The 13,390-nt window shown below is 45.9% G+C and carries 11 protein-coding genes; 10 read left to right on the forward strand and 1 reads right to left on the reverse strand.

What is annotated here, in order from left to right:
* Nucleotides 1-162 precede the first annotated feature (162 nt).
* Nucleotides 163-792, reverse strand: coding sequence for a class D sortase (locus QP775_RS16970; protein WP_285107753.1), 630 nt, complete (start codon nucleotides 790-792; stop codon nucleotides 163-165).
* A 993-nt stretch (nucleotides 793-1,785) separates the two neighbouring features.
* Between QP775_RS16970 and QP775_RS16975 the strand changes: the two genes are divergently transcribed.
* The 10 genes from QP775_RS16975 (at nucleotide 1,786) to QP775_RS17025 (ending at nucleotide 13,378) form a co-directional block, all read left to right on the forward strand.
* The gene (locus tag QP775_RS16975) at nucleotides 1,786-2,553 is read left to right on the forward strand and encodes a tyrosine-protein phosphatase (RefSeq protein ID WP_285107755.1); all 768 of its coding nucleotides are present in this window, start codon (nucleotides 1,786-1,788) and stop codon (nucleotides 2,551-2,553) included.
* A 54-nt stretch (nucleotides 2,554-2,607) separates the two neighbouring features.
* The gene (locus tag QP775_RS16980; protein ID WP_285107757.1) at nucleotides 2,608-4,959 is read left to right on the forward strand and encodes an S-layer homology domain-containing protein; all 2,352 of its coding nucleotides are present in this window, start codon (nucleotides 2,608-2,610) and stop codon (nucleotides 4,957-4,959) included.
* Nucleotides 4,960-4,986: 27 nt separating this feature from the next.
* Nucleotides 4,987-5,742: a YveK family protein gene (locus QP775_RS16985; protein WP_239326706.1), complete on the forward strand. Its 756-nt coding sequence runs from the start codon at nucleotides 4,987-4,989 to the stop codon at nucleotides 5,740-5,742.
* The gene (locus QP775_RS16990; RefSeq protein WP_285107759.1) at nucleotides 5,717-6,400 is read left to right on the forward strand and encodes a CpsD/CapB family tyrosine-protein kinase; all 684 of its coding nucleotides are present in this window, start codon (nucleotides 5,717-5,719) and stop codon (nucleotides 6,398-6,400) included. The genes QP775_RS16985 and QP775_RS16990 overlap by 26 nt, the downstream gene beginning before the upstream one ends.
* A gap of 69 nt (nucleotides 6,401-6,469) precedes the next feature.
* On the forward strand, nucleotides 6,470-7,105 hold the full coding sequence (locus QP775_RS16995) for a sugar transferase (RefSeq protein WP_483312026.1): 636 nt from the start codon (nucleotides 6,470-6,472) through the stop codon (nucleotides 7,103-7,105).
* Between the two features lie 96 nt (nucleotides 7,106-7,201).
* Nucleotides 7,202-9,622, forward strand: a complete 2,421-nt coding sequence (locus QP775_RS25785) for a nucleotide sugar dehydrogenase (protein ID WP_350338981.1) — start codon at nucleotides 7,202-7,204, stop codon at nucleotides 9,620-9,622.
* Between the two features lies 1 nt (nucleotide 9,623).
* A complete protein-coding gene (locus QP775_RS17010; protein ID WP_285107763.1) occupies nucleotides 9,624-10,622 on the forward strand; it encodes an SDR family oxidoreductase in 999 nt (332 codons plus the stop codon).
* A 19-nt stretch (nucleotides 10,623-10,641) separates the two neighbouring features.
* Nucleotides 10,642-11,097, forward strand: a complete 456-nt coding sequence (locus tag QP775_RS17015) for a serine O-acetyltransferase (RefSeq protein ID WP_239326714.1) — start codon at nucleotides 10,642-10,644, stop codon at nucleotides 11,095-11,097.
* On the forward strand, nucleotides 11,094-12,272 hold the full coding sequence (locus QP775_RS17020) for a glycosyltransferase family 1 protein (RefSeq protein ID WP_239326716.1): 1,179 nt from the start codon (nucleotides 11,094-11,096) through the stop codon (nucleotides 12,270-12,272). The genes QP775_RS17015 and QP775_RS17020 overlap by 4 nt, the downstream gene beginning before the upstream one ends.
* Nucleotides 12,269-13,378 (forward strand): glycosyltransferase family 1 protein, encoded by a 1,110-nt coding sequence (locus QP775_RS17025; RefSeq protein WP_285107766.1) that lies wholly within the window; start codon nucleotides 12,269-12,271, stop codon nucleotides 13,376-13,378. The genes QP775_RS17020 and QP775_RS17025 overlap by 4 nt, the downstream gene beginning before the upstream one ends.
* Nucleotides 13,379-13,390: the final 12 nt, after the last annotated feature.

The following is a 13,390-nucleotide window of genomic DNA, read 5'->3' on the forward strand; positions in this document are numbered from 1 at the left end:
TGTAAGCGGAGTACGTGTGGATATGGATGACGGCACATAGGGTGCAGAAAGAGGATAAAGATAAGTCAGGTGCATCTGGCCTGACTCAGCTCACACACAGAGGCCGACTCCTAATGAGCCGGCCTCCGTTGCTATAGTTATAAATCACGGTTTAAACTAAAGTTATATCGTCGCCTTTATAATAAGTCGATGGGTTGATTTCCCGAAAGGCTCGCACGTAATCAGTGTCAGTTCCTTACTATCCTCACGCTGGTCTAATACCGTTAGATCTTCAGGCAGCACAACGAATTTGGAAGTAACGGTATATTCAAACAAGTGATCTGCCGTTTCGAGCTTGATCTTGTCCCCAGCCTCAAGTTCATCCAAACGGTTAAAATGCCTGCCGTATGTTCGACTTCGGTGGCTGGCCAACACGAAGTTCCCAATCTCTCCAGGCATACGGTCTGGTATGACGACACCACTTCCCAACTTGAGTGATTGTGCTGTAGCCCCCTCAACCATTGGCTCACGCAGATCGATCTTCTCTATGGAAATTGTCCCGTAAACGGGAAGTCCGTCAATAAGGGCAGCAGGCTTCTTGTTGTGTGACACGGAAGTCGGACTTACCGGTAAAGTTGATCCACTGCTAGATGTCTTCGCTTTGGGCAGGGAATCCCATTCAGTGAGCAATCGCAGTTCATTCTGCTCTTCTACATAACGTGTCCATTGTGGATAAAGAATAAGAGCTAAGCCGACAACTAACAATAGTATAATCGTAATATTCCACGGCGTTAATTTGGAACGTAAAGTCATGATATCGGTTTACTCCTTATAGATTAAAATATTGCACCTATTCCATTTTACGCGTATGCTGTACATGGTTTCAACCTGCAGTGACCATATTTACACAATAAAATGGATATCGTGGTCCTTGTAGGGGGCTAGTCACCAGGTTCCAAGTGTTGAGTAATGAATATCTAGTAAAGTGTTTTACAAGGAGCTTGCAATGTGCTGCTTAAGTATGAAGTAGAGAAATGTTGATGGAAATATTAACCTATTGTAAAATAGTAGAACTCCCCGAGGGAGGCGTTTGATGAACATCCTGAAAAGTTAGCATGAACACGCAGAGGAGGAAGAGCCCCTGGCTCCGGGGGATGCGCTATTATATATGCTATAAAAATCGAAAGCTGCTTGGACCTATGACAAAAGAAGAAGCCGCGCGTGAAATATTTGAGCTCAGAGGGACCTTCAAAGATCTATACATATTAGTGGTTGATATCAACGGAAAAGTTGTAGGCCGCATGGGACGTAAGAAATAAATGGTCATCTGTGTCAATGTTTCCAGCGGTTGCTTTAAAATAGAGCCCTTCTGACTACTGCTTATCTTTATATTGTTAACAATAAGCATATAAGCGCACGGCATTAACGGAATAGAAATTTAGTGGGGAACAACAGAGGAGTTCCTCCTTTTTTGATGCACGCATAGCTGTATAAAGGGGCAATATGTATGCTTGTCTCAGTTGGAAATCAAAATGAAACTAAAGAACTAATCTGAAAAAAAACTGAAACTTCATGATTCATTTACACATAAATCAATTAGCCTTCCAGTATATTAGGCTCGAAGGATCGATTTTTGAACTTTCAGTACTTCATCCACAACTCTTCTTTTATCCTCGCAATGCTTGCATGCTAACCATGTTGTCCGACCTATCCCAATTGTCTATCCATATCTGTCTGTGTCTATTCAGGATGCAAGATCCTTCTGATTTGGTTGAAGTTGATACATTAGCGTAACGAGGTATTCATATGATTGATATTCATACACATATCCTTCCTTGTGTAGATGATGGAGCGACATCAATGGAAATGTCGATAAGTATGGCGCGTCGCGCTTCCGCACAAGGCATCAGGTATATGTTGGCCACCCCGCATCATCGCAATGGCTTATATGTGAATCCTGCGCCCTTAATCCATCAGGCTGTTGATCACTTGAACAAGGAACTTCAACGCAGCAATATTGATCTTCTGGTATACCCGGGTCAGGAAATTCGGGTATATGATCGTTTATTGCAGGATTTAACTCTTGGACTAGAATTGTTGTCCTTAAATGGATCGAGGTATGTCTTGTTGGAAATGCCATCCACACATATTCCTCCCAGGTTGCGAGAGTTGGTATATGAAGTGTGTCTATTAGGAAAAGTGCCCATCCTTGCACATCCAGAGCGTAATTTGGAAGTGATGAGCTCACCGACTCGATTGGCTGAACTAGTAAAGGAGGGGGCGCTGTGCCAAGTGACTTCGCACTCCTTAAATGGGAATTTTGGTAAAAAGGTGAAGAAACTAGCATGGGAACTGTGCAAGCAGCATAAAGTTCATTTTGTCGCTTCGGATTGCCATCGTGATATAAGAAGAGCACCTGACCTGGGGGAAGCCTACAAGCGAATTCAACGTTTGCTCGGAGAACGATATGTACGCTTTTTCCAGGATAATGCCCGCAGGGTACTCTTTAACGGGGAGATCAAGCGGGAGCTTCGTGCCGTACAACCGGCGAAGTGGTATCAATTATGGAGATAAAGAGAGATGGCAATGGAGTGTGTCTAACAATAGGAGAAGGGATGAAGCCTAACGATGAGAAGAAAGCTGTTGTTGTCCATCATCGCACTTAATCTGGCGATGAGTTCACTAGTTCTGCTGCCGCCAAGTACGGATGGTTCACTTGTTTATTTCCAGCCTGAGATTGCCTTTGCAGAAGCAAGTGCTGCTAGCGCACTTGATCACATTAAGGCAAAGAAAAATGCTATTTTTAAGCTGGTCAGTCAAGAAGATGCTAAGACACTTGAGCAAGTGAGACAGCGTGTTAAGAAACTTAAAAGTAAAGATATAGAACGGGTATGGAAAAATATTAACAACATTAAAAAGCAACAAGGATCGGGATATGAGCATGTAACGGAACAACGAGTGCTGGAGCTCGTTCAGCATCTGGCCTCTTTCGTGTACGGAAATGATTGGACACAATTCGATAAATTAAGAAAAGATACGCAGTTCCGTCAGTTCATTAACGAACTGGCCAAATTGGGAGGTATCAAAGCAGGCCTCGGGGGACTTTCCTTTGAAGATGCCTATCTCTTTGCACTAGAGGTTGAAAAAGCTGTACGGCTTAAAATAGATACGCTGGCTTATGAAGATATATTGCGGATTGCATCGAACAAACAGGAGATTAAACGCTTGCTTGAGGATGTGTTTAACGAAATAAAGAAAACGTCCCGCAATCCGCTAGCTTCAGTTATTCGTGTATTCCAAATCGCAGAAGACGATATTTTGCAAGTTACCGATCGAATCGATCCTGGTTATCGCGGCGCTACCGTTTTGCTGTTCGCTTATGCGCAGACAGAAGTAACGGTCAATTATCGTGTGACGCAAGCAGGCAGAGTTGCTTCTCCGACATTAAAAGTGCTGGGTCAGGAAGTACCCAACTTGCTCTTAAAATGGAAAAAAATTAGTGGCTCTCCGTCCGTTACCGTACATGATAACCGTATCGTCCTTGCGGAGACAGAGAAGTCGGGCACGGCTATCATTGCGGCTGAGGACATCTTGTTCCGTAAAGAGCTTTATCGGGGCAGCGTCACACTCACTGCTGACGCAGTTCCTGATGGCATTCTCATACCGACTCCTGCTGAGATTACTCGTATTGTGAAGCACACGCTAGATGAGCTTGAGACGATCCGAGGACAGCTTAAATATGCGCAGGGTAGAAAAAGAGCAGTGCTGCTGGCCAAAGCGAAGGCAATCGTCGAGAAAGCTGTGCCGAAGATCGCTAATTTCAACTTATCAAGCTTTATTCACATAAACGGCAGCAAAGCCACCGTAAACATCGATGTGCCAAAGCTGGTTGGCTATTTAAAGAATAGCGCGGCTGTGACCAATAAGCTCATCACAACCTACAGAGATTTGGATGAGAAGACGCGTTCCCCAGAGGTCGAATATGTATTCGACTTCGGCAGAGTGAAAAGCAACCGCATTAAACTCGATTTACCGAAGGAACTGCTGAAGGAGGCCAGCACACTTGGAGTAACCGACCTTGCCTTAAAAGTAAATGGGGTGACGATAGTTGTCAACATTTCCGAGCTGAAAGGGAGCACCGTATTGAACGTAAGCCAACAAGCCAAATCGTCAATTGACTTGCCGTATCGATCGGAAGCCTACAGCTTTGAGCTGGAAGTAGATGGCAAGGTGGTTCACAGCTTGCAACGGCCCGTTAAAGTACGTATTGAAGTAGCTGATGTGCACAATGCTGAACATTTGGCGCTGGTCAGCCTGGGCGAGCAATTCTATTCCATACAAGGCGGGACATATGATGCGGATAATGGAACATTTAACGCCAGCCGTCAGACGCTATTGCCTTTTTCAGTCATTGAACGAAACGTCACATTTACCGACTTGAGTACCGTGCAACCAACGCAGCAAAGCGCAATTCATACAGCTGCAGCACAGGGCATTATGGAAGGCGCCGGCAATCAATTATTCAGACCTAATGAACAGTTGACTCGGGCGGAGCTCGCCAAATTACTCGTCAAAGCGTTAGAAGTAGAGCCTGCTGAGTCTAATAAGGCTTTCAAGGATGTAAAGGACAGCGATTGGTTCGCATCCTATGCGTCGTCTGCTGTTCAATCCGGATACATTGCGGGACGGACGGGTGCAACATTTGATCCTGCTGCATCAGTAACCAAAACCGACTTAGCTGCGCTCGCTGCTCGTATTTTGGCTTGGTCAAGTAAAGACATGACAGAAGAGGAGATCGTTTCGATTCTGCAACCATTTACAGATGCTGCTCAGATCCCCGTTGCTGATAGATTCCATGTAGCACTGGCATCACAATACGAGCTGATTGCAGCCGACGCGCAGCTGCGCTTGAATCCGCAGGCGAACGTAACAAGGGCTGAGGCGGCCGTCTTCATATCCCGCGTCTTAAAGTTGAGATAGGCGTGGGGGCTTATTAGGAGGATTAGGATGGAGATTGACATTAAAGGTCTCATGTTATTGATCCGTAGAAAGATATGGTGGGTGTTGGCAATTGTCACTGCGGCCTCCTTAACGGCAGGACTGATCAGCTATTATGTATTAAAACCGACCTATGAAGCTTCCAGCCAGATCATCGTGAATTCCACAAAAGGGGTAGGAGAAGGGGTTATAAGCATCAACGAAGTGAATATGGATCTCCGCCTCATTGATACGTACAAAGAAATTATTAAAACAACTTCCATGATGAAGCATGTCACTATGGCTTATCCAAACTTAGGTTATAGCCCAGCCCAGTTGGCGGCTGGCGTTCAAGTCGATTCCGTTAACAATACGCAGGTAATCACCATTTCATTTCAAAATGAAAATTACGCAAAGGCTGCCAAGACTGTAAATGCGATCGCGCAAGTGTTCCGTATGGAGATTCCTACCTTGATGAAGACTGACAATGTGTCAATTCTGGGACTTGCGGATGAGCTGGCAAAGCCTGCTCCGATCGGACCCAAAACCGTGTTCCATGTGGCGCTCACTTTTATGATATCCTTATTGGTTTCCATTGGATGTATTGTATTTCTAGATTATTTGGATGACACCGTAAAAAGTGAAGGTGAAATTTATCAGATGCTGGGACTTCCGAACTTAGCAACAATAATGGTCATTAGTGAATCTGATTATTCCGGTCAGCTTCATACTTCAATTAAAGGGAAGGGAAAATTGAACGATGTCACAATTGGGCAAGAAGCATAGCATTATTACCGAGCAGAACCCGATGTCGCCGATATCGGAAGTGTATCGAACACTGCGTACAAATATTCAGTTTTCCTCCATAGACAGCCCGGTAAAGTCCATTATGGTAACTTCGGCTGGTGCAGGTGAAGGAAAAACAACTACGTTGACAAATCTAGCTGTTGCTTATGCGCAAGCGAATATGAATGTCATAATTGTGGATGCTGATCTGAGAAAGCCTTCTATTCATGAATACTTTAGTTTATCTAATCGTCTTGGAGTTACCAATGTACTTGCGCATCAAGTTGGTAAAGAGACCGTTATTACGAAAAGTGGAATACCCTATCTGGATGTTATCCCTGCGGGAACGATCCCTCCGAACCCTTCGGAATTGCTCGCTTCCCAGCATATGTCGAAATTAATTGAGGAATTATCGCAAACGTATGATGCCGTATTTATTGATACGCCGCCCGTACTGCTGGTGACAGATGCCCAAGTGATGGCAACGAAATGTGACGGAGTATTGCTGGTTGTCCATTACGGGAAAGTGAAGCGCGAGGATCTCCGCAAGGCTAAAGCAAATTTACAGTTGGTCAATGCTAATGTGTTGGGAACTGTGCTCAATAAATATGCACAAAAAGGCATGAATCGATATCACTATTATGCAGGCGAAAATTAAGTTATTGAGCATGTTCCTGACATCAGAAACGTTTGATGGAGGATCGTGATGAATCAAGTAACCGAAATGATGTTGAGGGAGCAAGGTGCAGCAGTCGTCAAGTCGCATACAGAAGCCGACGTTTCGTACTTGTTTCTGACGTGTAAAAGGATTATTGATTTCTTCCTATCTTTATCCCTGCTTCTGATCACATCTCCCATTATTGCCTTGTTAATTATTTGGATTAAGTATGAATCACCTGGACCTGCACTGTATGTTCAGGAGCGTGTTGGATACAGGGGTAAAATTATACGTGTCTTTAAATTGAGATCGATGTATAACGATGCGGAAAAGGACGGTCCTCGATGGGCCGTCCGCAATGACAGTCGAATTACTAAAGTCGGCAGCTTTATTCGAAGGACTCGTCTAGATGAACTCCCGCAGCTGATTAACGTGTTGAGGAATGATATGAGCTTAATTGGGCCACGGCCTGAGAGATATGCATTTATGCTGCAGTTCAGTGAGAAAATTCCAGGTTTTATGAATAGAGTACTCGTCAAGCCCGGATTAACGGGATTGGCGCAAGTAAATGGTGGGTACGATCTTACGCCGGAAGAGAAGTTTGAGCATGACATGTATTATATCCATCATTATTCCGCATGGTTGGAGACCAAAATATTTTTCAAAACCATTTTCATTGTGCTGACAGGTAGAGGAGCGCGATGATTCATTTCTGATGTTATTAATACTACTTTTTCGATTGGTAAAGTTGGTTAAATAAAACGTTTGTAAACATATCAGCAGTTTGGTGCGAGGTGCTTGATGAAAGTAATGGTGATTTCGAGCAGTGCCCCTTCTCTATTAACGTTTCGTAAAGATATGATAACGGCTTTGCAACGTGATGGATATGAAGTCCTGGCCTCCGCGCCAGAACCTGCACAAGAATGGGCGCCCAGATTCAAATCATTCGGCGTCCATTACTACTCCGTACCGATAGAGCGTAACGGGATCAATCCTCTTAAAGACATTGGCACGCTGATCCAGCTTCTGAAGCTGATACGCAGCACGAAGCCAGATAAGATATTTGCTTATCAAGCAAAATCAATCGTATACGGCTGTATTGCGGCAAAATTGGCAGGGATCAACCATATTTTTGCTTTGGTTGCAGGACTGGGCTCTGTATTTCGTAATAACAGCAGTTTATCTTTTCTTAAGCTTGTATTGATGATGCAGTATAGGCTTGCTCTTTCCTGCTGTGAGCGAGTCTTCTTCCAGAACAACGACGACATCAGCGAGTGCAGGCGACTGCGACTGATTAGAGCAGAGCAGCCCTGTCTTATTCATGGCTCTGGCGTTAATTTGGAGCTGTTTACCGAACAGCCTTTGCCAGATAGCGATACGTTTTTATTTGTCGGTCGACTGATTAAGGATAAAGGGCTAATGGAATACTTGGAAGCTTCGCGAATTGTGAAGCAAAAATATCCTGCAGCGAAGTTCCTTCTGGTAGGTCCGTTTGATACAAATCCGACAGCTATCCAAGAAAGGGACTTGAAGCCGTATATAGAGGATGGCTCCGTGGAGTACGCAGGGGCAACTGATGATGTTAGGCCTTACCTAAGGCAGTGTTCGGTATTTGTACTGCCTTCTTACCATGAAGGCACACCCAAGAGCATTCTGGAAGCTATGGCGACTGCAAGACCTATCGTTACGACAGATGCGCCAGGGTGCAGAGAAACGGTCGTCGATCGTGTAAACGGGTTCCTTGTTCCTGTTAAAGATACGCAAGCTTTAGCCAATAAAATGGTATGGATGATTGAGCATCGGAAATACCTTGAGTCCATGTCCAGCGAAAGCTTGCGCATCTGCAAAGACAAATATGATGTAAACAAAGTGAATAAAGTCATTTTGAATATAATGTCATCCAACCCGATGGAGGTTAAATCTATGCTGGACGCCATCAAGGACAGGGAAACGTCGATTGCGGTAGTTGGACTTGGATATGTCGGACTTCCTTTAGCTGTTGCACTTTCTAAAAGGGCTAAAGTAATTGGTTTTGACAACAGTATCAAAAAAATTGAACGCTACAAGAGCGGGTTCGATCCAACCCATGAAGTGGGTGACGAACATATCCGCGATTGTACGGTGGAATTCACCAGCAACCCTGAGGATATCGCACGAGCTGCATTTGTAATCATAGCTGTGCCAACTCCCGTAGATCCACACAATAAACCGGACTTATCAGCCATATCGGGAGCGAGTCGCGTAGTTGGGCGATATATGGGGAAAGGCAGTGTTGTGGTCTACGAGTCCACTGTATATCCCGGTGTGACGGAGGACGTGTGTGTTCCTATTCTGGAGCAGGAGTCAGAAATGATATGTGGTACTGATTTTAAGGTGGGCTACTCTCCCGAGCGTATCAATCCGGGTGATAAGGTACATCGGCTAGAGTCTATTGTCAAGATTGTCTCAGGCATGGATGCGGAGAGTCTAGAAGTAGTCGCTGGTGTGTATGAATTAATAATTGAGGCAGGTGTATTCAGAGCGTCGTCCATTAAAGTAGCGGAGGCTGCCAAAGTTATTGAAAATGCACAGCGAGATATTAATATCGCGTTTATGAATGAATTGTCCATTATTTTTAATCGTCTTGGAATAGATACACTGGACGTCTTGCAGACGGCAGGCACCAAATGGAACTTTCTACATTTTAGACCGGGCCTTGTAGGAGGACACTGCATTGGTGTCGATCCGTACTATCTGACCTATAAGGCTGAGGAAATAGGTTATCATCCAGAGGTTATCCCTGCCGGTCGTCGGATCAATGACAATATGGGCAAATATGTAGCTGAGAGTGTTGTCAAGCAGATGATTCGTGATGACTGCCCTATTAAAGGCGCTAAAGTTCTCTTAATGGGAGTCACCTTTAAAGAAAATGTGCCGGATGTTCGAAATTCCAAAGTAGCCGATATCGTTCGCGAGTTAAAGGAGTATGGGGTCCTGATTTATGCAATAGATCCCCTTGCGGATAGCAGTGAGATTAAGGAAGAATATGGATTTGAACTCGCACAGGAAGTTCCTCCAGTCGACGCTGTGATTGTTGCGGTAAATCATCAGGATTATGTCAATTTTCCTTTGGAGCAGATTCGAGAAAAGTATGCTGACAACAGAAACGTATTAGTTGATGTTAAAGGCATTTATGATCGGAACGAGGCCGAAGCTTTGGGCTTCAAGTATTGGAGGTTATAAGATGGGCTACGAGCTAGTGAAGCTTCCTAAAGGCACGTTGTTTCTGGTCACAGGTGTCGCTGGCTTTATCGGTTCTAATCTTGCTGAGACGCTGCTTGACATGGGGATGAAGGTACGAGGACTCGACAACTTCTCCACCGGCAAACAAGTGAATGTCAGCCTGTTTGCCAATAACCCTAATTATACATTTATTGAAGGAGACATCCGTGACTTTGATACGTGTCAGCAAGCTTGTAAAGATGCAGAGTATGTACTTCATCAGGCAGCCCTTGGCTCCGTGCCCCGATCGATTGAGGAACCGCTCTTATATGAGGAAAATAATGTGAAGGGCACGCTGAACGTTATGGAGGCAGCTCGTCTGTCAGGAAAGGTAAAACGGTTTGTATATGCTTCTTCCTCGTCTGTATATGGGGATTCAGAAGAACTCCCTAAGCACGAAGGGGCTGAAGGTCAGCTACTTTCCCCTTACGCGGCAACCAAATTAGTGAATGAGCATTATGGCTCGTTGTATACACGACTATACAACATGCCTTGTATTGGGTTGAGGTACTTTAATGTGTTTGGCCCAAGACAAGATCCGGATTCGCAATACGCTGCTGTTATTCCTATTTTTTCGAAGCTGCTTTTGACCGGGGAACGGCCGACCATCAATGGTGATGGGCGGCAGACCAGAGACTTTACCTACATCGATAATGTGATCGAAGCGAACATAAAAGCTTGTGTTGCAGACGAGGCAGCATGCGGGGAGACTTTTAACATCGCGTGCGGCGAAAGGTTCAGTCTGCTTAATATGCTGAAAAACATGTGTGAGCGGCTTGAAGTGGCATATGATCCCGTCTTTGGTCCAGACAGACCTGGGGATATCAAACACAGTCTTGCGGATATATCTAAGGCCCGTATGCTATTGGGCTACGAGGGAGAATGGAATTTCCATAGTGGCTTTGATCGTGCTGCCGACTGGTACCGCAGCTACTTTGAACAGAACGTCTCGACTAATTAATTGGAGATGGAGGACTGTTATGCACGCCGTATGCAGATGGCATCAACGGGCGCGTTGGCTGCACCAGCACCGCGTTCCGTTTTTACCAAAATGGATTTACTATTTGATGCGAATTGTGTTCGCATGTGATCTGCCATATGCGGTAGATATGGCAAAAGACGTAAAGTTGTTCCACAACGGCCTCGGTGTTGTCATCCATCGCCAAGCCAAAATTGGCAGTGGCACAAGCATCTATCAAAATGTAACGATAGGCGGTAACGGGAGAGAGGGAAAAGATAACGGAATTCCCGTTATCGGACGAAATGTATTTATTGGAGCAGGCGCAGTGATTATGGGGCCGATTACGATTGGGGACTATGCCAGGATCGGGGCAAACTCCGTTGTGACGAGATCGGTTCCCCCGTACGGGGTAGCTGTAGGCGCGCCTGCTCAACTTATCCGGATTGATTATGATAGGGGCGTGAGCGCACGATGACAAGCGGAGCACCGCGACGCATCTTACATGTGTTCTCTAGATTGGATAGAGGCGGAGCAGAAACACGCATGATGGATGTATTCCGACATATGGATCGTACTCGCCTCCAATTTGACTTTCTGGTGCTGGAGCCCGGCCAGCACCATTATGATGAAGAGATCGAGCAGCTTGGCGGAAAGAAATATATGGTTCGCCATCCAAAGCGAAGTGGAATCTTTGCACATTTGAAGGATATGTACCAAGTGATGAAGCGAGAGGGGCCCTATCAGGCGGTTCATGCACATACAGCACATCATGCAGGATTGGCTATGCTGGCTGCTCGTCTGGCTGGTGTTACGTTTCGGGTATGCCATGCTCGCACGTCCGGCACGTCCGGCTCCATGCTGAAGCGGTTCTCGATCCTTTTCGGGAGGTTATTGATGCTGCGCTATGCAACGCGGCTGCTTGCCATTAGCTGCGAAGCGGGACGATATTTGTTTGGACAACGAGCGGTAGACAGTGGGAAGGTGGAAGTCGTGCCTAATGCCATCGACTTATCGCCATATTGCCGCCTCCAAGAGATTGAGGTGGCAAGCAGCAGGCGATATATTGGCATTCCCGACTGCCAACTGCTGCTTGGTCACATTGGTCGGCTGCATACAGTCAAAAACCATGTCTTTTTGTTCAAGCTGCTTGCTCATTTAAGGGACTCGCAGATTGATGCCCGCTTAGTCCTTATTGGCGGGGGCGCTCTGCGGAAGCAGCTGGAACAACAGGCTGAAGATAACGGGGTGTTAAGCTGTGTGCATTTCCTTGGTGTACGTACGGACATTCCGCCGCTGCTTCGTCTGCTGGACGTTTTTGTCATGCCTTCATTTTATGAAGGGCTCGGAGGCGCTGCTATTGAGGCGCAAGCGGCGGGTATTCCGTGTGTGTTATCTTCATCTCTTCCCGAAGAGGTTGATATGAAGACGGGTCTGGTACGATTTTTGTCACTACATCAGCCGATCGGGGACTGGGGACAGGTTGTACGGGAGCAGGCGACCCAGCCACGACCAAGCTTTGAGCGCATTTATGCCGCCTTCTTTAAGCGAGGTTTTCTGCTAGAGCAGGAATTGGATCAATTGCAGCATGCTTATGGATTATCTACTTTCCCTCAGGACTACTTGGGTAAACGGAGGATCTACGAAGTATGAGCTCCTTGCCGAAACGAGTGCTGCAAGTGATCCCTTCTACTGGATACGGCGGTATCTCATCGATGCTGATGAATATTTATCGCTGTGTAGACAGAGACACCCTGCAATTCGATTTTGCTGCTTTTAATCAGGGACCGCTCCATGACGAGATTGCTAATATGGGTGGTCGTATATTTTATTTCGATTATATAAAAAAGCAAGGCATCTTTTCTTATATGCGCGCATTTAAAAACTTGATTCAAGAGCATGGCCCCTACCAGGCTGTACACGTTCATAACGGTTACAAAGGGGGCTTTGCATTGATGGCGGCCCGGCAGGCGGGTATTGACATCCGTGTCTGCCATATCCATACGAGCAACGTCGAGCAAGCATGGCAGAGAGCGATAGTTCCGCTGTTGAAGACTGCTGCGATCATAAACGCTACGGATCTGTTGGCTTGCGGGCAGGAAGCGGGCAGCTTTATGTACGGCCGCAGGCCCTTCGATGTGCTGACGAACGCGATTAATTCGTCAAGCTACGCCTTCCGAACTCAATCGGATCGCAGCCGAATGAGGGAAGAGCTTGGCATTCCGACTGATTGTCTTGTTATCGGCCATGTGGGCAGACTGTCCGAAGTGAAAAATCACTTCTTTATGATAGATATTGCGGATTGGTTGAAACGACAGCATCCTGAACTTTGCTTCTGGCTTGTATTTACAGGAGACGGACCGCTCAAATATGACTTAGAACAGGCAATTATCAGCAAAGGTCTTGGTCAGCATTTCATATTTACTGGACTCAGATCGGATATTCCGGAACTGCTGCAAGCATTTGATGTTTATTTATTCCCTTCTTTATTCGAGGGGCTGCCGGTTTCTCTTTTGGAAGCACAAGCATCCGGCTTGCCTTGTCTCGTATCTGCTGGCGTACCGAATGAAGCTGACATTGGGGCGGGTCTGGTACGCTTTATGGACTTGGCAGAGGGAAGCGCTAATTGGGCAGCGGCATTGCTGGAGTGGTCAGCAAGAGGCCGAGGCGAACCGCATGAATCCGAGTTAAGGCTGATTGACAAGGGCTATAGTATTCAAGAAAATGTCCGCAAGCTACTACACATCTATCAACTATAAGCGCAAACGTTG

This window comes from Paenibacillus sp. UMB4589-SE434 (assembly GCF_030226685.1).
GTDB lineage: Bacteria > Bacillota > Bacilli > Paenibacillales > Paenibacillaceae > Paenibacillus_B.